20 protein-coding genes are annotated in these 16,902 nt (G+C 61.9%); 14 read left to right on the forward strand and 6 right to left on the reverse strand.

Translation table 11 applies throughout. The annotated features are described in order from the left end of the window. Positions 1–5: 5 nt before the first annotated feature. Both L904_RS05290 and L904_RS05295 read right to left on the reverse strand, forming a co-directional pair. Positions 6–983: a peptidase U32 family protein gene (locus L904_RS05290; RefSeq protein ID WP_020811060.1), complete on the reverse strand. Its 978-nt coding sequence runs from the start codon at positions 981–983 to the stop codon at positions 6–8. Beyond that, the gene (locus L904_RS05295; RefSeq protein ID WP_031234044.1) at positions 974–1,489 is read right to left on the reverse strand and encodes an SCP2 domain-containing protein; all 516 of its coding nucleotides are present in this window, start codon (positions 1,487–1,489) and stop codon (positions 974–976) included. Before L904_RS05295 ends, L904_RS05290 begins: the two co-directional genes overlap by 10 nt. 149 nt (positions 1,490–1,638) lie before the next feature. Between L904_RS05295 and L904_RS05300 the strand changes: the two genes are divergently transcribed. The 3 genes from L904_RS05300 to L904_RS05310 are packed head-to-tail and all read left to right on the forward strand — an operon-like array spanning position 1,639 to position 4,146. Next, positions 1,639–1,989 carry a DUF488 domain-containing protein gene (locus L904_RS05300; protein ID WP_020811062.1) on the forward strand — a complete coding sequence of 117 codons (351 nt, stop codon included), beginning with the start codon at positions 1,639–1,641 and terminating at the stop codon, positions 1,987–1,989. A gap of 55 nt (positions 1,990–2,044) precedes the next feature. Then, the gene (locus L904_RS05305; protein WP_020811063.1) at positions 2,045–3,559 is read left to right on the forward strand and encodes a UbiD family decarboxylase; all 1,515 of its coding nucleotides are present in this window, start codon (positions 2,045–2,047) and stop codon (positions 3,557–3,559) included. Continuing rightward, positions 3,556–4,146 carry a UbiX family flavin prenyltransferase gene (locus L904_RS05310; RefSeq protein ID WP_020811064.1) on the forward strand — a complete coding sequence of 197 codons (591 nt, stop codon included), beginning with the start codon at positions 3,556–3,558 and terminating at the stop codon, positions 4,144–4,146. The genes L904_RS05305 and L904_RS05310 overlap by 4 nt, the downstream gene beginning before the upstream one ends. Before the next feature lie 4 nt (positions 4,147–4,150). Here L904_RS05310 and L904_RS05315 read toward each other — a convergent pair whose 3' ends face one another. Further along, positions 4,151–4,828, reverse strand: coding sequence for an NnrU family protein (locus L904_RS05315; protein ID WP_020811065.1), 678 nt, complete (start codon positions 4,826–4,828; stop codon positions 4,151–4,153). A gap of 12 nt (positions 4,829–4,840) precedes the next feature. Further along, entirely contained in the window at positions 4,841–4,996 is a 156-nt protein-coding gene (locus L904_RS26755) for a hypothetical protein (protein WP_003504656.1), read from the reverse strand. A gap of 137 nt (positions 4,997–5,133) precedes the next feature. On the opposite strand from L904_RS26755, the gene L904_RS05320 reads away from it, so the two are divergent. The 8 genes from L904_RS05320 (at position 5,134) to L904_RS05355 (ending at position 11,805) form a co-directional block, all read left to right on the forward strand. Beyond that, complete coding sequence (locus tag L904_RS05320; protein ID WP_020811066.1) at positions 5,134–5,667, forward strand: cytochrome c oxidase subunit 3; 534 nt, start codon at positions 5,134–5,136, stop codon at positions 5,665–5,667. A 4-nt stretch (positions 5,668–5,671) separates the two neighbouring features. Then, on the forward strand, positions 5,672–5,962 hold the full coding sequence (locus L904_RS05325; RefSeq protein WP_020811067.1) for a hypothetical protein: 291 nt from the start codon (positions 5,672–5,674) through the stop codon (positions 5,960–5,962). A gap of 166 nt (positions 5,963–6,128) precedes the next feature. Continuing rightward, the gene (locus L904_RS05330; RefSeq protein WP_035263673.1) at positions 6,129–6,581 is read left to right on the forward strand and encodes a cytochrome c; all 453 of its coding nucleotides are present in this window, start codon (positions 6,129–6,131) and stop codon (positions 6,579–6,581) included. 24 nt (positions 6,582–6,605) lie between these two features. Then, positions 6,606–7,952, forward strand: coding sequence for a nitric-oxide reductase large subunit (locus tag L904_RS05335; protein ID WP_020811069.1), 1,347 nt, complete (start codon positions 6,606–6,608; stop codon positions 7,950–7,952). Positions 7,953–8,016: 64 nt separating this feature from the next. Then, on the forward strand, positions 8,017–8,829 hold the full coding sequence (locus L904_RS05340) for a MoxR family ATPase (protein ID WP_031234045.1): 813 nt from the start codon (positions 8,017–8,019) through the stop codon (positions 8,827–8,829). Between the two features lie 16 nt (positions 8,830–8,845). Continuing rightward, positions 8,846–10,744, forward strand: a complete 1,899-nt coding sequence (locus L904_RS05345; RefSeq protein ID WP_020811071.1) for a nitric oxide reductase activation protein NorD — start codon at positions 8,846–8,848, stop codon at positions 10,742–10,744. 143 nt (positions 10,745–10,887) lie between these two features. Further along, complete coding sequence (locus L904_RS05350) at positions 10,888–11,193, forward strand: DUF2249 domain-containing protein (RefSeq protein ID WP_020811072.1); 306 nt, start codon at positions 10,888–10,890, stop codon at positions 11,191–11,193. A gap of 78 nt (positions 11,194–11,271) precedes the next feature. Further along, the gene (locus L904_RS05355) at positions 11,272–11,805 is read left to right on the forward strand and encodes a DUF2249 domain-containing protein (RefSeq protein ID WP_020811073.1); all 534 of its coding nucleotides are present in this window, start codon (positions 11,272–11,274) and stop codon (positions 11,803–11,805) included. An 84-nt stretch (positions 11,806–11,889) separates the two neighbouring features. On the opposite strand, the gene L904_RS05360 is transcribed toward L904_RS05355, so the two are convergent. Further along, the gene (locus L904_RS05360; RefSeq protein ID WP_035263672.1) at positions 11,890–13,122 is read right to left on the reverse strand and encodes an NnrS family protein; all 1,233 of its coding nucleotides are present in this window, start codon (positions 13,120–13,122) and stop codon (positions 11,890–11,892) included. Positions 13,123–13,358: 236 nt separating this feature from the next. Here L904_RS05360 and nirK point away from each other — a divergent pair, with 236 nt between their 5' ends. From nirK to L904_RS05375, 3 genes are all read left to right on the forward strand, one after another. Then, positions 13,359–14,501, forward strand: coding sequence for a copper-containing nitrite reductase (gene nirK / locus L904_RS05365; protein ID WP_020811075.1), 1,143 nt, complete (start codon positions 13,359–13,361; stop codon positions 14,499–14,501). Positions 14,502–14,610: 109 nt separating this feature from the next. Continuing rightward, positions 14,611–15,528, forward strand: coding sequence for an SUMF1/EgtB/PvdO family nonheme iron enzyme (locus L904_RS05370; protein ID WP_020811076.1), 918 nt, complete (start codon positions 14,611–14,613; stop codon positions 15,526–15,528). A 150-nt stretch (positions 15,529–15,678) separates the two neighbouring features. Further along, positions 15,679–16,380, forward strand: coding sequence for a Crp/Fnr family transcriptional regulator (locus L904_RS05375; protein ID WP_020811077.1), 702 nt, complete (start codon positions 15,679–15,681; stop codon positions 16,378–16,380). 58 nt (positions 16,381–16,438) lie between these two features. Here the strand turns inward: L904_RS05375 and L904_RS05380 are convergent, their stop codons facing one another. Continuing rightward, positions 16,439–16,834, reverse strand: coding sequence for a cytochrome c family protein (locus L904_RS05380; protein WP_020811078.1), 396 nt, complete (start codon positions 16,832–16,834; stop codon positions 16,439–16,441). Positions 16,835–16,902 lie beyond the last annotated feature (68 nt).

The raw sequence follows: 16,902 nt of genomic DNA on the forward strand, positions 1-16,902 counted from the left end.
CGCCGTCATCTCCAGCGTTTCTCATAAGCACCGACGGTGGTGCGCTGGCCTTCGCTCAGGAGCCGGAGGCGGGAAAGCAGCCTGCCGCGCTCCTCAGCACCGGCGGCAAGCGCCCGGTGCAGGGTGGAAACCACTTCCGCCACATAGGCCTTGCCGCGCTGGCGGCCCTCGATCTTCAGCGCGCTGACGCCCGCCTCGCGCAAGGCATCGATCTGGTCCATCACGTCAAGCGACACCGGATCTTCGAAGGCATAGGACCTGTCATCCGCGATCTCGAAACGGCCCTTGCACAGCGTGGGGTAACCGGCCGCCTCGCCGGCGGGAAAACGGTTGATGGTGTATTCGCCAAGTTCCGACACCAGCTCCTGCCCGTCCTGCCGGTAGCGGACGTGGCTTGCCGGCGAGCAGACGCCGTTCATGTTGGGTGACTTGCCTGTGGCGTAAGAGGATAGCGAGCAGCGCCCCTCCGCCATGACGCAAAGACCGCCGAACACGAAGATTTCGATCTCACAGCGGATTTGCCGCGCCAGCCGGGCGATGTCGGGGATAGTCAGGGTGCGCGGCAGCACCACGCGTTTCGCGCCGAAGGCATCGACGAGGAAATTCACCGCGTCCGCATTGGAGGCGGAGGCCTGCACGGAGACGTGGATGCGCTGCTGCGGATGATGTTCCGCCACATGCGCCATCAGGCCGAAATCGGCAAGGATAAGCGCGTCCGCCCCCGCCTTCACGGCATCGGCCGCACCGCGATACCAGATATCCTCATGCCCGGCGCGCATGAAGGTATTGAGCGCCACGAAGGTCTGCACACCGCGCTTTTTCGCGTAAACGATGGCCTCGGCAAGTTCCTCGCGGGAAAAATTAAGGCCGGGGAAATTGCGGGCATTGGTTTCATCCCGAAACCCGCAATAGACGGCGTCGGCCCCGGCATCCACGGCCTCGCGGAAGGCGGCAGGCGTTCCCGCAGGACAGATCAGTTCCATGCCTCACCTCCCCGCGTTTCGGATAGAACATGGCCGCGCAGGCGGTTCGCGAGACTCGTTACCACTGGCGCGAAAGGCCCGGCAAATGCACCGAGATCACGCGGCAGGTCGATGCCGCTATCGTCAACCGCATTGCGCAGCGCCAGCATCGCCTCCATATCGCCGGTGACGCTGAGATCGCGCGAGAAGAACAGCGCATCGGCATCCTGCCGCCCCTCCATCAGCGCAAGCAGCATGAAAAGCGGCCCCTCGACCGCCGCATCCGCCTTCGGCAAGCGGGCCTTGCGGCTGACGGTGATGGCGGGACCCGCCGGCTCGACCATGAAGGCAAAGGGGAGATCGACGGGCAGAAAGGCGTAGCGCTTGCCACGATGTTCACCGAGCCGGACGAACATATCCGGGTGCCGTTTCATGATCTGCGCCAGCATCGCCGCCGTCGCTCGCTGCACCACGGCAATGGGCAGAAAATTCATGGGGCGGGCGATGGCGGCGGGAAAAGGTCTCATGAAGGGTCCTGTCGGCTCAGTTGCGGGCGGCAACCTAACCGCAGCACGCGGATGGCGGTTTGAGCGAACGCAAAGACAGGGAAATTTTCGGGTGCACCTTCACAAAAGCCGCTATAAATCATTCACTTGCCAAGCGAAGGAGGCCGCCCGTGTCCGATTTAAGGGTCAAACGGATTTACGAACCCGCCAGCGACGATGACGGCGCGCGCATTCTGGTGGACCGGCTCTGGCCGCGCGGCATGAGCAAGGAAAACGCAAAGCTTTTCCTGTGGATGAAGGAAATCGCGCCCAGCAACGAATTGCGCAAGAACTTCTCCCATATGCCGTCTCGCTTTGAGGAATTCACCCGGCATTATCATGAGGAGCTTTCGGCCAATCCCGATGCCGTGGCGCACATGAAGGAGCTGATGGCGAAGGGCCGGGTCACGCTGCTTTATGCCGCTCACGATACCGAACACAACCACGCCCTGGTTCTCGCCGACTATCTTCGTTCGCACTGAGCCGCATTTGCGGCAGCGCAAGGACATGTCGCACTGACGCCTGCAAACAGGCAGCATGAGAGACGAAGAAACAGAAACGAGACCCATCCGCACCGCCGATCTGCGCGGTTTCATCCGGCTGCTGGAAGAACGTGGGCAGCTGCGGCGAATTCGCCAGCCGGTTTCGCTGGTGCACGAAATCACTGAAATCCACCGCCGCGTGCTCGCCGATGACGGACCGGCGCTGCTTTTCGAGCGACCTGTCGACCATGAGGGCAAGGTGCGGGACATGCCGCTGCTTGCCAATCTGTTCGGCACGCGGCAGCGCATCGAATGGGGGTTGGGGCTGGAGACCGGCGGCCTGCCTGCACTTGGACAAAAGCTCGCCGAACTGCGCGAGCCGCAGCCGCCGAAATCCATGGTCGAGGCATGGGGTAAGTTGCCTTTGCTGAAAGCCGCACTTTCCATGCGGCCACGCAACGTCTCGCGCGCGCCGGTGCAGGAAAAGGCACTGACGGGTGATGCGGTCGATCTTGCCTGCCTGCCGGTGCAATGGTGCTGGCCGGGCGAACCGGCCCCGCTCATCACCTGGCCGCTGGTCATCACCCGTTCGCCTGACGATCCCGACGATATCAATGTCGGCATCTACCGCATGCAGGTGTTGGGACCGGACAGGGTGATCATGCGCTGGCTGGCGCATCGCGGCGGCGCGCATCACCACCGGCTGTGGCAGGCGCGCGGGCTGGATATGCCTGTTACCGTCGCCATTGGGGCCGATCCTGCCACCATTCTCGCCGCCGTGATGCCGCTTCCCGACCATATCAGCGAGCTTGGCTTCTCCGGCCTGCTGCGCGGCTCGAAAAGCCGCATTGCCAGAGCCTTGACCGTGCCGATGCCGGTGCCGGCCAATGCCGAAATCGTGCTGGAAGGTACCGTATCTGCAACGGAAACGGCACTCGAAGGCCCCTATGGCGACCACACCGGCTATTATAATTCGGTCGAATCCTTTCCGGTCATGACGCTCTCGGCAATCACCATGCGTCGCGATCCGATCTATCTTTCCACCTATACCGGCCGGCCGCCGGACGAACCTTCGGTTCTGGGCGAAGCCATGCTTGAGATTTTTCTGCCGCTCGTGAAAAAGCAGTTTGCGGAAATCGTCGATCTATGGATGCCGCCGGAGGCCTGCTCCTACCGCGTTATGGTCGCATCCATCGACAAGCGTTACCCGGGACAGGCAAAGCGGGTGATGATGGGCCTTTGGTCGATGCTGCCGCAGTTCAGCTATGTGAAGCTCATCATTCTGGTCGATCCCGACATCAATGTCCGCAGCTGGGCGGATGTCATATGGGCGCTATCCACCCGTTTCGATGCTTCGCGCGATACGACGATCATCGACGATACGCCAATCGATTATCTCGACTTCGCCTCTCCTAAAGCCGGCCTTGGCGGCAAGATGGGGCTGGACGCCACCCGCAAGCTGCCGCCGGAGACGGAGCGCGAATGGGGCCGCGTGCTCTCCATGACGCCTGACGTGATCGCGAAAGTCGATATGATGTGGCGCGATCTCGGCCTTGGAGAATGGCCATGAACCCATGCCGCGTCGTGGTCGGCGTCACCGGCGCCTCGGGTGCCGGCATTGCGCTGCGTATCATCGAGCGTCTCGCCGACATGAAAAACGTCGAAATCCATCTGGTCCTGTCGCAATCGGCCAAGCGGACCCTGTTGCATGAGGAAGGGGCGCAAGCCATGGGGCGGATGTTTTCGCTCACCAGCTTCAATCATGCCATCGACGATATCGGCGCGGCGATTGCCAGCGGCTCTTTCCCGACGGCCGGCATGATCGTCGCCCCCTGCTCCATGCGCACACTTGCGGCCATTGCAACCGGGTTTTCGGACAATCTCCTTACCCGCGCCGCCGATGTGCATTTGAAGGAACGTCGGAAACTTGTGCTGATGACGCGCGAGACGCCGCTGCATCTCATCCATCTGCGCAACATGTGCACGGTGACGGAGGCTGGCGCCATCGTCATGCCGCCGGTGCCGGCCTTTTACAACAGGCCGCAAAGCGTCGACGATATTGTCGACCAGCTTGCCGCCCGCGCCATCGATCAGCTCGGCATCGCTTCTGCGCCGCAGGCGCCGATATGGCAGCCGCATATGGTGAAGGCGCCCTAAGCGATCAGAGATAGGCCATGGGGTCCGCGCCGAAGAGCATGGCATGGCCGCCAGCCAGCAGCCACCACACCGTCAACCCCGTCAGCGCTGCCGCAAGCAGCATCGGCCCATCCACGGCGATGCGGGTTTTGCCGGAAAGGATTGCTGCAAAGGGAACCACAGCGCTTCCGGCAGCCGCCACGTTCCACGCACTCCCCAGCCTTTTCCGGGCGCGTTTCTCGGTCATGGCCATTCCGCCCATCGAGAACAGTGCAAAGCCGCCGAACAGGATGACGGAGCGCAGATCGCCATTCGGAACGACATGCCCCAACGACCAGAACAGAAAGCCGACGAGTACCGGGTGCCGCGTGATACGCACGATTGCCCCGGGCTCCTGCCCCTGCCGTACGGAAATGGAGAGCGGATTGACGCTGAGGAGGCCAGCCAGCACGAAAAACAGGCCAATCGGCGCTGCCAGAAACGTGACATGCGCCTGCCAGGGCGCGACATCCCAGAGCGGAATATAATCGACCGACAGCGCGGCATAAAATACCCAGCCCAGCGTCAGAAGCGAGACGACGGAATAAGTCCCGAAATAGGCGGGCCTGCCAATGGCCGCGATCAGCCGGCCGCGCACGGCAGGTACGGCGGGAATGGAATGCAGCGCCACGAAAAGCGAAAGAGCGGCGACAAGTTCAAGCATGCGACTGTCTTCTCACTGGTTCAGGAACAGCACCGAAGCAATGGCCACGGAGGCAAGCACAGCGGAAACCGCGCCCATGCGCTGCAACACTCCCATACGGTACAACAGCACCGCAAAGCCAATGATAACAGGGGTTGCGACAATCAGCCCGACCTGTGCGTCGTTCATGGGAAGCTCCATTTTCCAGAGTTGCGCTTTGTCATGACGATAGGACTTTGCGCGCTCCCTTCTTTGACCGACCGCAAAGAAGCGGGGTTTGAGGACGCCTAAGCGTGGCTTGCTGTTTTACAATTACGGGCAAGACCATGGCGACAAATACGGAAGAGGAAAGCGGAAACCTGCTCCTGTGGATTCTGGTCTGGAGCGAACTTGCCGCCTTCGGTGCTTTGACCGGCGCATTCATCATCGCCTTCGCCCTCAATCCCGAGGCCTTCGCCGCCGCCCGTCAGCATCTGCAGCCGCAGCTTGCCGGCCTCAACACTTTGATTTTGCTGGCGAGCGGTTGGCAGGCGGCCGTTGCGACCAGCCATCACACCGCGCTCCCGGGCAAGCGACGGGCGCTTGTGCTTGCCGGCCTGCTGGGCTTCGTTTTCGTCGGCGTAAAACTCTATGAATACTCCACCGAAATCGCCTTCGCCTCCGATCCCGCCTATGGCGCGTTCTTCGAGCTTTATTTCCTGCTCACCGGCTTCCACCTGCTGCATGTCGTCTTCGTGGCCGTGCTGCTGTTCATCGTCGCAGTCTTGCCGAAAAACGAGAACGTCACGCTGGTGACGACGCTATGGCATGTCATCGATCTGGTCTGGATCGTCATTTTTCCCGTTATTTATCTGGTTTGACATCATGATCCACCGCACCTCCCGCCAGCTTGCGAGAAGTTTTGCAGCACTCGCCATTCTCGTCCTCGCCGGTACGACCGTCGTGACATCGTGGAAGGCAGCACTTCTGCCGCCGGTCGCCGCCGCCTGCCTGATGCTGCTTTTCGCGCTCATGAAATCCAGACGCGTCATCGACGATTTTCTCGGCTTTCGCGAAGAGCGTGGCCTGCTGCGCAGCGCACTTCTGGCATGGCCGGCCATCTTTGCCGCCGCCGCGCTTTTGCGGGCGTTCCTGCAGGGCATTTTGTCGCTCTGAAAAAGCGGACCGCACCACCTCTCCACTTGTTTGCCAAATGGCAAAGAACGACGGCGGCCAACGACTAGAAGGGGGTGAGACCCGAAGCCTGTTGGCAAATCCCGGCATGAGGGTTCGATCAAGCCAGTCCGCATAAGCGGTCTTCCGGATGGAAAGGACCATTGGCATGGCAGAACGCCTGACCAAAACAGGAGCGCGAAACGTCTTTTACGGCGGCTCCATCTTCTTCTTCGCCATATTCGTCGGGCTGACCGCCCATAGCCATTATTACATGCGCACCACCTCGACGGATGAAAGCACGCTGACCGAAAGCGTCGCGCGCGGCAAGCATGTGTGGGAGAAAAACTCCTGCATCAACTGTCACACGCTGCTCGGCGAAGGCGCCTATTTCGCGCCCGAACTCGGCAATGTCTGGAAGCGCTATGGCGGCGTGGAAGACAAGGAGACGGCGCGCGATTCCATCAAGGCGTGGATGGCCGCCCAGCCCACCGGCATCGCAGGCCGCCGCCAGATGCCGCAGTTCAATCTCACCGAACAGGAACTCGATGATCTCGTCGATTTCCTCGAATGGACGAGCCGGATCAAGACGCAGAACTGGCCGCCGAACGATGCGGGTTGAGGTTGACGGCAAGGAGATGACGAGATGAAATACCAGACGCAAAAAGTCGCCATGCTGTATTTTTACGGCGCAATCGGGCTGTTCGTGGCGCAGATCCTGTTCGGCGTCGTCGCCGCGACGATCTACGTGCTGCCCAATACGCTTTCCGAGCTTCTGCCCTTCAACATCGTGCGCATGATCCACACCAACGCCCTTGTGGTATGGCTGCTGATGGGCTTCATGGGCTCGACCTTCTATCTTCTGCCGGAAGAAACGGAAACGGAGCTTTACAGCCCCAAGCTCGCCATCGCGCAGTTCTGGATCTTCCTGGTGGCCGCCGCCGTCGCCGTGGTCGGTTATATGTTCCGCATCCATGAAGGCCGCGAATTCCTCGAGCAGCCCTTCGCCATCAAGGTCGGCATCGTCCTCGTTGTCCTGATGTTCCTGTTCAACATCACCATGACGGCGTTGAAGGGCCGCAAGACCACCGTCATCAACATCCTGCTCTTCGGTCTCTGGGGTCTGGCGATCTTCTTCCTCTTCGCCTTCTATAACCCCATGAACCTCGCGCTCGACAAGATGTACTGGTGGTACGTCATCCATCTTTGGGTGGAAGGCGTGTGGGAACTGATCATGGCCTCGATCCTCGCCTTCCTGATGATCAAGCTCAACGGCATCGACCGCGAAGTGGTGGAAAAATGGCTCTATGTCATCGTCGGCCTTGCGCTTTTCTCGGGCATCCTCGGCACCGGCCACCACTATTACTGGATCGGCGCGCCGGGTTACTGGCAGTGGATCGGCTCGCTGTTCTCGACGCTGGAAGTGGCCCCCTTCTTCACCATGGTCATCTTCACCTTCGTCATGACCTGGAAAGCCGGCCGCAAGCATGAGAACCGCGCAGCGCTGCTCTGGTCGATCGGCTGCTCGGTCATGGCCTTCTTCGGCGCCGGCGTCTGGGGCTTCCTGCACACGCTGTCTTCGGTGAACTATTACAGCCACGGCACGCAGCTCACCGCCGCCCACGGCCACCTCGCCTTCTTCGGCGCCTATGTGATGCTGAACCTTGCCATGATGGCCTATGCCGTGCCGGAAATGAAGAAACGCGCGCCCTACAACCAGTGGCTTTCGATGACGAGCTTCTGGGTGATGTGCACGGCCATGTCGGTGATGACCTTCGCGCTGACCTTTGCCGGCGTGGTGCAGATCCAGCTTCAGCGCGTCATGGGCGAAAGCTTCATGGATGTGCAGGACCAGCTGGCGATCTTCTACTGGATCCGCCTCGGCTCCGGTTTCGCAGTTCTCATTTCGGCAATCATGTTCATCTGGGCAGTCCTGGTGCCGGGCAAGCAGAAACAGGGTGACGTCGCCCGCCTCGTGCAGCCCGCCGAATGAGAAACGGACCGGCCCTCCTTTTCCCCCGGAGAGCCGGTCCTTACCATCAACCATGGAGATGACCATGAATACGATTTTCCGCCCCGCGCCGCAGCCTTTGCCGGACACGCCGTTCTACACCCCGCTCGGCAATGAATGCACGCTGTTCGAAAGCGCCTGGGTGCGGCAATTGCCGCTTCTGCTGAAAGGCCCGACAGGTTGCGGCAAGACCCGTTTCGTCAGCCATATGGCGGCGAAACTCGGCCTGCCGCTTTCCACCGTTTCGTGCCACGACGATCTTGCTGCCGCTGATCTGACCGGCCGTTACCTGCTGAAAGGCGGCGAAACCGTGTGGATGGACGGCCCGCTGACGCGATCCGTGCGGCAGGGCGGCATATGTTACCTCGATGAGATTGTGGAAGCGCGCAAGGATGTGGCCGTCGTGCTGCATCCGCTCACCGACGACCGTCGCATCCTGCCGCTGGAGCGCACCGGTGAGGTGCTGGAAGCACCCTCCGGCTTCATGCTCGTCGTATCCTACAATCCCGGCTACCAGAACCTTTTAAAGAGCCTGAAACCCAGCACCCGCCAACGCTTCGTCGCCATTGAATTCGACTTTTTGCCCAAGGAGCAGGAAATCGCCGTCGTTTCGCATGAAAGCGGGCTGGATGCGCGGGATGTCGAGCCGCTCGTCGAGCTCGCCCACCGGCTGCGCGGCCTGAAAGGCCACGATCTGGAAGAGGGCGTTTCCACCCGCCTGCTCGTTTATTGCGCCAGCCTCATCGATACCGGCCTTCCCGCCCGCCAGGCCGTGCGCGCGGCGATGATCGAACCGCTGACCGACGAGCCGGATGTGAAGGCCGCGCTGCATGAAGTGGCGGATGCGATCATCCGATAGGCGGTGAGGATAAACCATGCTGGACTTTCTGGAACTGGAAGAAACCGTCGGCCGCGCCTGGCACAGGCTGATCGGCGAAACCGGCACATGGCTGCGCTTCCCGGATCATGCCGTGAAACTGGAGGATATGCAGGCCGTACTGGCCATCTGTTTCCGGGGTTTTGGCGGTGAACATGCGGTGCAGATCGCCCCGGCCCGCGCCCGCACTTCCAGCCACCGGCTGAGGCTGCGCCAGCGCATGGGCCTTGGTGAAGAAAAGCTCGCCCAGCCCGGCCGCGATCACGCCACGCTGATGCTGCCGCCGGTGCTCGATCTGTTTCCCGACCGCCGCCTCAACCGCGATCTCTATCTCTGGCTCGCCGCCGCCATGGCGATGATGCCGCTTGAACCGGTGGCGGCGGCCGACCCGTTGGGCAACGATCTTGCCCGGCTCGACCGCGCCGCAGAACTGGCAAAAACCGTCATCCATGCCTTCCCCGGAATGAAGGCCCATTATCGCCGGCTTTGCGCCGCCATGCTCGCGGTGCGGCAGAAACGACCGCTGCCGCAGGCGGAGCAGCAGGTGGAACAACGGGTGCTTTCCATGCTCGCCGATGCGGCAGGGATTGAGGGCCATGCGCCACCCGCCGGTTTCCCGGCCAAGGCGCCGCCGCGCTACCTGCCGATGCTGCCGATGCCGCTGTGGCCAGACACGCTGCTGCGCGAAGCATCCGAAGCCCGGCAGGGCGAGGACCAGCCGGCCGCGAGCGCCGCGCCGCAGGGGGCGGAGGCCGCCCGCCATATCGCCGTGCGCGAAAAGGTGGAGAACCGGCAGACGGAACGCAGCCCCTTCATCCTCAACCGTTTCGAAAAAATCCTCGCCATGGCGGAGATGGTCAATGTCGACCGGCCGGGCGACGACAGCGACGATGCCGACGGCAGTGCGGCCGACGAGCTGGATGACATGACGCTGGGTGAAAGAAAGGGACGGCCTTCCGCCCGCTTCCGCTTCGATCTGGACCTGCCGCCCGAAGCACTGAACCATATCCCGCTGACGGCGGAACTGACCTATCCCGAATGGGATTATCGAAGCGGTACCTATCTTGCTGATCATTGCCGGGTGATCGCCGGACCGGCGAAGGACGCCGAAACGGCACCGGAACCCGACCCGGACACCAAAAGCCTCATCCGCCGGGTCAGGCGGCAGTTCGAGGTACTGAGACCGCGCCACGAGATGTTGCGAGCCCAGCTTGACGGCAACGATCTCGATCTTGACGCGGTGGTTCGCGCCAGAAGCGATATCGCCGCCGGCGGACAGGGCAGCGACCGTATTCATATGGCCAGCCGCCCGCAGGCGCAGGATCTTGCCGTAACGATCCTCGTCGACGTATCGCTGTCGACCGATGCCTGGTTCGACAATCGCCGGGTTCTCGACGTGGAGAAGGAAGCCCTGCTGGTGCTTGCCCACGGGCTTTCCGCCTGCGGCGACAGTCACTCCATCCTGACCTTCACCTCCCGCCGCCGTTCCTGGGTGCGGATGGAAACGGTGAAGGATTTCGATGAGCCGATGGGCCACGCTGTCGAGCGTCGCATCGCGGCGCTGAAACCCGGCTTCTACACCCGCATCGGCCCCGCCATCCGCCACGCCAGCGCCAAGCTGCACGAGAGGCCGGAACGCCGCAAGCTGCTTCTGCTGCTGACGGACGGCAAGCCGAACGATGTCGATCACTACGAAGGCCGCTTCGCCATCGAGGACAGCCGCCGCGCGGTTTCCGAAGCCAGGCGTTCGGGCGTCAGTGTCTTCGGGGTGACCGTCGACAGCAAGGCGCAATCCTATATTCCGGCCATGTTCGGCCAGAACGGTTATGCCATCGTCAGCAGGATCGCCAAGCTGCCATCGGCGCTGCCGGCAATCTATCGCAGCCTTGCCGGCTGATTGTCTCGTAGACGGACCTGACAAATCTCAGGTTTGTTTGCGCGGCGACAATGTCTCCAGACCGCCCGGCGGATAGGTTTTTCCAGTCCGCCGGCCGGCCGCACCGCCGGACATCATTCCATCCGCGGCCGTGGAGCCAGCCTATGTCCGAAGCCCAAACCGCAACCAATATCGATGTGCGCATCATTCCGCATCGCGAACGCCATCCGCGCATTTTCGGTGCGCTCGGCGCATTGGCTCAGGGGCAATCGCTGCAGATCACCAGCGATCACGATCCCCGTCCGCTGCTTTACCAACTCGCCACCAATTTCCCCGGCCAGTTCGGCTGGGAATATCTCGAACAGGGTCCGGAAGTCTGGCGTCTCGATATCGGCCGGCTTGAAGAACAGGCCGAAGGTTCCGAGGAGGATATGTCCGGCTGCGAATGCTGCTGCGGTTCTGAGCATTGACCCCAGCGCCTGCGGCATGGTGAAAAGACCTCTGGCGGACGGCGCCTGCCGCCGCCAGCCGACAGATGAGGTGATGCAATGACGGAAACGATCCGGGAACTCGATGTGCGGCCGCTTTTGCTGAGCGGCGGCGAGCCCTTTCCGGCCATCATGGAAGCCGTGGCCGGGCTTGCTCCCGGTGAGGCGCTGCGCTTATACGCCACCTTCCGGCCCGTCCCGCTGTTCAAGGTGATGGCCGAACGCGGTTTCGACCATCAGGTGAGGGAAATCGGCGGTGGCGACTGGGAAGTGCTGTTCACGCCGCAATCCACTGAAGCCGAGCAGATTTCCGTTTCGCCAGCGCTTGCGGGCAATGCCGAGGAGCCGCAGATATGGCCCGATCCGGTCATCTATCTCGATCTCAGCGACGAAACGGCCGAAGGCCAGGCGAGCCGCACGCTTGCCGCACTCGACCGCCTTCCGCTGGGCGCGGTAATTTTCGTGCTGATGCCGCAGGAGCCGACTTTCCTTTACCCCGAGCTTCTGGCCCGGGGCCATCAATGGGCCGGCAATTTCGACGAGGCGCGCACGGCGTTTCGCATCTTCATCCGCGCCGGTGCGGGCGCGCATTAAGCCAGATATCGAATCCCTCGAAAACGAAACGCCCCGGAAATGCTTCCGGGGCGTTTCGTTTTGGCCTCATCGCAACAAAGCCGCCTATGCTTTGAGCGGTTTGCGCTCGCGCATCAGGATCGGGCCATATTCGAAGCAGAAGAGACCGAAGCCCACGATCCAGAGGATCGCCGAGCAGGCATAAAGATGCATCATCGCACCGGGGAAGAACTCGGCTGCCGGTCTCAGCAGCGCACAAGCGATCAGCGCCACATAAGCGGCGATGGTGACCCTGCTGGCCGCGAGCTTGCGTCCGGTGTGGCCAAGGCTCGCTCTCGTCATCACCGCAAGCATCATGCAGGCAATGACGCCGACGGTGAAGACATGCAGGACGGAGCGCGTGTCCATCACGTCAAGCGCCGCCAGCGCTATGGTGATGAAACCGACGGGAATGAAGGCATAGGCCACATGCAGCACCACCAGCACCTGCTCCGGCCATGTCGTCCAGCCACGCCAGCGGATCAGGCGTACCGCATGCATGAACGCGGCCAGAAGCGCCGTTGGTACTGCCACCATGCTCTCGGGTTCTATTGTCCAGACAGCCAGCGCCGCGATGCCGGTGAGGATGGCGGCGGTATCGAAGCCGTTATAGGGCACGGGGAAATCCGTGCGGCCGAAACGGTTCAGCCAGTTGCGGGTAAAACTCGGCACGATGCGGCCGCCGACGATGATGACAAGCACGGTATAGGCCGAGACGGCAAGGCGGGTCGCGATCTGGCTATGATCGCCTTCGATCGCCGCCACATGGAACACGATGTTGGCGATGGAAAGCGCCAGCAGCCCGCCCAGCACCTTCAGGTCCTTCCATTTGCGCCCGGCAATGACCTCGCGCGCGCAGATCGCCAGAAGCGCAGGCAGGAAAAGCCCGTCAACAGCTGCGGCGGTGACCACGCCCACCTTATCCGGCAAAAGCAGCAAAAGCCTCCCGGCACACCAGAGCGCAAACAACCAGACCAGCGGTTTGCCCGATACCGGCAGTCGTCCCGTCCAGTTCGGCACGGCCGTCAAAAGAAAACCGGCCAGCACCGCCGAGGCGAAACCGAACAGCATCTCATGGGCATGCCAGTTCGGCGCGCCATAATCCCCGCCAAGGTCGATGAAGCCGGAAAGGGCTGCGATCCACAACACCATCGCCACGATGGCCCAGAAAGCGCCGCCGAGGAAAAACGGCCGGAAGCCGTAAGAAAAGATAACCGGGCCGGTGCGCGCCAGCCCTCTTGGAATGCCGCCCTTTGGCCGGCTGCGCCCTTCGGTGAGAACGGTTTGGCTGCCACTCATTATAATGCTCCTTGTTTGGTCTTGACATATGTCTAGACGCAAGCCCGTCCGGCTTCTTTGCGAACAGGCAAAGAGGCGGTGCGACGCTTCCACACCGGCCTTCAGCCGCCTGCCAAAATGTCGCAGGGTGCCGAAAGCGAAGTTTGCTCCATCTCAAATTGTATTTCCGCCCCTCCGCTACAAATGCTGTGACAGAGCGAAACATGCTCTGCCCCAAGAGGGATAGGAGAAAAATGATGACGGAAACCTTCCACATCACACGGCGTAATATTCTCGCAGGCGCAGCATTTGCAGGGGCTATAGCTCCCGTCATCATGCCATCGGCAGCGAGCGCGGCAGAGGAAAAGAAGGCCGCAGCCAAGCCATTGACGAGCGCGGAGATTGCAGCGCTGCCTCGCGTAAAGGTTGATCTCGTCAAGCCGCCCTTCGTGCACGCCCACACGCAGAAAGCCGAAGGCGGACCGAAGATCGTCGAGTTCACGCTGACGATCAAAGAGCAGAAGATGATCCTCGACGACAAGGGCACCGAGGTCCACGCCATGACCTTCAACGGCTCGGTTCCCGGCCCCTTGATGGTGGTGCACCAGGACGACTATGTCGAACTGACCCTCATCAACCCCGATAGCAACGAGCTGCAGCACAATATCGACTTCCACTCGGCCACCGGCGCGCTCGGCGGCGGCGGGCTCACCATCGTCAACCCCGGTGAAAAGGCGATCCTGCGGTTCAAGGCCACCAAGGCCGGCGTCTTCGTCTATCACTGCGCACCTCCCGGCATGGTGCCGTGGCACGTCACCTCGGGCATGAACGGCGCGATCATGGTGCTGCCGCGCGAGGGCCTGACGGACGGCCACGGCAAGGAGCTTGTTTATGACAAGGTCTATTATGTCGGCGAGCAGGACTTCTACGTTCCCCGCGACGAGAACGGCAATTTCAAGAAATATGAAAGCGCCGGCGACGCCATGGCCGACACGCTGGAGGTGATGCGCAAGCTGACGCCGAGCCACATCGTCTTCAACGGCGCAGTCGGCGCCCTGACCGGGGAACACGCCCTTCAGGCCGCCGTTGGCGAGAAGGTGCTGATCGTCCATTCGCAGGCTAACCGCGATACCCGTCCGCACCTCATCGGCGGCCATGGCGATTATGTCTGGGCGACGGGCAAGTTCCGCAACCCGCCGGATCTCGACCAGGAAACCTGGTTCATTCCCGGCGGCACGGCGGGCGCGGCCTTCTATACCTTCGAGCAGCCCGGCATCTACGCTTATGTCAACCACAACCTCATTGAGGCCTTCGAGCTGGGTGCAGCCGCCCACTTCAAGGTTACGGGCGAGTGGAACAACAGCCTGATGCAGGCGGTGCTTGCCCCATCGAGCATCTGACGCAAACCGGAGTGCGCCGCCGCCAGCAGGTGCGGCGCGCTCCCTTCTACTCTCTGCGGCCTGAAGGCAGGCCCGATGTTTGGCGTCTTCTTGACGCAGGCAGGTTCCCATGGGCATTCCCGGCCACAGCCATTTCCCAAATGCCGTCTCGCTTCTTTTGCCGCTCTCGCTTGCCACGCTGCTGGCGACGGCCATCGGTTTTCAGTCCGGGATCATCCGCAGCGGCATTGATGACCGCGTTGCCATGATGGCTCCACAGGTCGTTACAGTGCCCGCCGGACATTTCACCTACCGGGCGGAGGGCGAATATTTCCGCAATGGTTATGCCGTCGATGGCCCGATGATCGACGTGACGATGCGGCAAAATCTGACGATCATGAAATATCAGGTATCGAGCGCGGATTATGCGCGCTGTGTGGCCGAAGGCAGCTGTCAGCAGCCGGAACCCGGCTTTGCCGCCCCCGTCGACGGCGCGATACCGGCAACCGGCATCAGCCAGGATGACGCCCGCGCTTATGCGGCGTGGCTGAGCGAACGGACAGGCGCTGTCTGGCGCCTGCCGAGCGATGCCGAACTTGCTTTTGCCGCCGGGTCGCTTTTCCCGGATGAGACGCTCGGCGTGGCTGCGGATAGCGAAAACCCCGCTTTGCGCTGGCTGGCGGATTACGAGCGGCAGACCAGCCGCAAGGCGTCGGGCAATCCCGTTCCGCAATCTTATGGCAGCTTCGGTGAAAACGAATATGGCCTTACCGATTTCGGCGGCAATGTCTGGGAATGGACCTCCAGCTGCAGCCACCGTGTGACGCTCGGCAAGGATGGCGATGTAGTCGATACCGTCGCCTCCTGCGGCATTCCCGTCGCTTCGGGAAAACACCGGGCGGCGATGAGCGCCTTCGTCAAAAACCCGAAAAGCGGCGGCTGCGCAGTCGGCGTGCCGCCGGACAATCTGGGGTTCCGGCTGGTGAGGGATACGCGCTGGTATGCGCCGCTTCTCGAAAAGCTTGGCGCAGCTGCTCTGTTTTCTTGATAATCGTCAATAAAAACAATTGGTTGATTCATATCATTTGATCTTCTTCAGTCCGTGATAGTGCTGTATTGTGAGGATACAGAAGAGGCCGACACCCGGGGTGCCCATTGCGGGAACCAAGGCGGCGGCCAATCACCGGAGAGGGTGCAAGTGAAGATTGACCGAAGCGTCATCCGGTCGCTGGCCTTGTTTGCCAAGATGGCCGACGATGAGCTGGACGGGCTGCTGACCCACGCCACATCCCGGCTGGTGCCGCCGGGCGAAGCCATTTTCGAGCAGGGCCAGCCGGCCACGCATTTCTTCCTGCTCATTCACGGCCGCCTGAAGGTGACGCAGGTGACCCATGACGGCCAGCAGATCATCGTGCGCGTGGTGCATCCCGGCGATCTCTTCGGTTTTGCCCGGGCGCTGCAACGGTCGGATTATCCCGGCACCGCCACGACGGCGGCCGAAAGCGTCATACTGTCCTGGCAGACCGATCTATGGCCGCAATTCGTCGAACAGAACCCGCATCTCGCCGTCTCCGCCATGCAGACGATCGGCCAGCGTCTCGAGGAAGCCCATACGCGCATCCGCGAAATGTCGACGCAGGAAGTGGAGCGCCGCGTAGCCCACGCCGTGCTGCGCCTCTCCCAACAGGCGGGCCGCAAGGAGCTGGACGGTATCCGCATCGACTTTCCGATCTCGCGACAGGATATAGCCGAAATGACCGGCACGACACTGCACACCGTTTCCCGCATCCTCAGCAGTTGGGAGAGCAAGGGGCTGGTGCAGGGCGGGCGGCAGAAGCTTCTGATCTGCAATCTGCCAGGCCTTGCCCAGCTGGCGGAGGGCGAAGCGAGCCAGGTGTAGCGCGCAGGCGCCTGACCTTCGCCAGGAGCTTTACTTCCACCGGGCAGCCGTGCTGCTCTCACTCAGCGGGCTTCGAAGCGGCGCTTTCGATATAGGCGATGAGATTGTCCAGATCTTCCGGCTTGCTGATGCCGGCCAGCGCCATCTTGTTGCCGGGTATTTTCTTTTTGGGCGCGCTCAGGAAATCCCGCAATTCTTCCGGTGTCCAGACGAGACCGTCCTCGCCGGCTTTTTTCATCGCAGCCGAATAAGTATAGTCAGGCACGCCGCCTGCCGCACGGCCGATGATGCCGTTAAGCTGTGGGCCGACCCTGTTTTTCGCGCCCTCGCCTATGGCGTGGCAGGCGGAACAGCGCTTGAAGACCGCCTCCCCCTTGGCAACGTCGCCTTCCGAAAGAGCGGGAACGGTGCTTGCGGTCAGCATAGCCGCCGCGATGATGATTGTACTGCGCATCGTGTCATCCTTGTCTTGCCGCTTGAGTGTGGCCCGTCTGCAAATGCGGACGGGCCAACAGTTCTCTT

Origin of the sequence: Agrobacterium sp. LY4 (assembly GCF_001526585.1) — a bacterium.
GTDB lineage: Bacteria > Pseudomonadota > Alphaproteobacteria > Rhizobiales > Rhizobiaceae > Agrobacterium > Agrobacterium leguminum.

What these genes read in the sequence shown, in the direction of transcription:
- L904_RS05340 (WP_031234045.1), top strand. Translation starts at nt 8,017, where the DNA reads ATGAATACGATTTTCCGCCCCGCGCCGCAGCCTTTGCCGGACACGCCG.
- L904_RS05325 (WP_020811067.1), top strand. Translation starts at nt 5,672, where the DNA reads ATGATCCACCGCACCTCCCGCCAGCTTGCGAGAAGTTTTGCAGCACTC.
- L904_RS05335 (WP_020811069.1), top strand. Translation starts at nt 6,606, where the DNA reads ATGAAATACCAGACGCAAAAAGTCGCCATGCTGTATTTTTACGGCGCA.
- L904_RS05310 (WP_020811064.1), top strand. Translation starts at nt 3,556, where the DNA reads ATGAACCCATGCCGCGTCGTGGTCGGCGTCACCGGCGCCTCGGGTGCC.
- L904_RS05345 (WP_020811071.1), top strand. Translation starts at nt 8,846, where the DNA reads ATGCTGGACTTTCTGGAACTGGAAGAAACCGTCGGCCGCGCCTGGCAC.
- L904_RS05290 (WP_020811060.1), bottom strand. Translation starts at nt 983, where the DNA reads ATGGAACTGATCTGTCCTGCGGGAACGCCTGCCGCCTTCCGCGAGGCC.
- L904_RS05355 (WP_020811073.1), top strand. Translation starts at nt 11,272, where the DNA reads ATGACGGAAACGATCCGGGAACTCGATGTGCGGCCGCTTTTGCTGAGC.
- L904_RS05360 (WP_035263672.1), bottom strand. Translation starts at nt 13,122, where the DNA reads ATGAGTGGCAGCCAAACCGTTCTCACCGAAGGGCGCAGCCGGCCAAAG.
- L904_RS05320 (WP_020811066.1), top strand. Translation starts at nt 5,134, where the DNA reads ATGGCGACAAATACGGAAGAGGAAAGCGGAAACCTGCTCCTGTGGATT.
- nirK (WP_020811075.1), top strand. Translation starts at nt 13,359, where the DNA reads ATGACGGAAACCTTCCACATCACACGGCGTAATATTCTCGCAGGCGCA.
- L904_RS05380 (WP_020811078.1), bottom strand. Translation starts at nt 16,834, where the DNA reads ATGCGCAGTACAATCATCATCGCGGCGGCTATGCTGACCGCAAGCACC.
- L904_RS05370 (WP_020811076.1), top strand. Translation starts at nt 14,611, where the DNA reads ATGGGCATTCCCGGCCACAGCCATTTCCCAAATGCCGTCTCGCTTCTT.
- L904_RS26755 (WP_003504656.1), bottom strand. Translation starts at nt 4,996, where the DNA reads ATGAACGACGCACAGGTCGGGCTGATTGTCGCAACCCCTGTTATCATT.
- L904_RS05315 (WP_020811065.1), bottom strand. Translation starts at nt 4,828, where the DNA reads ATGCTTGAACTTGTCGCCGCTCTTTCGCTTTTCGTGGCGCTGCATTCC.
- L904_RS05350 (WP_020811072.1), top strand. Translation starts at nt 10,888, where the DNA reads ATGTCCGAAGCCCAAACCGCAACCAATATCGATGTGCGCATCATTCCG.
- L904_RS05305 (WP_020811063.1), top strand. Translation starts at nt 2,045, where the DNA reads ATGAGAGACGAAGAAACAGAAACGAGACCCATCCGCACCGCCGATCTG.
- L904_RS05295 (WP_031234044.1), bottom strand. Translation starts at nt 1,489, where the DNA reads ATGAGACCTTTTCCCGCCGCCATCGCCCGCCCCATGAATTTTCTGCCC.
- L904_RS05330 (WP_035263673.1), top strand. Translation starts at nt 6,129, where the DNA reads ATGGCAGAACGCCTGACCAAAACAGGAGCGCGAAACGTCTTTTACGGC.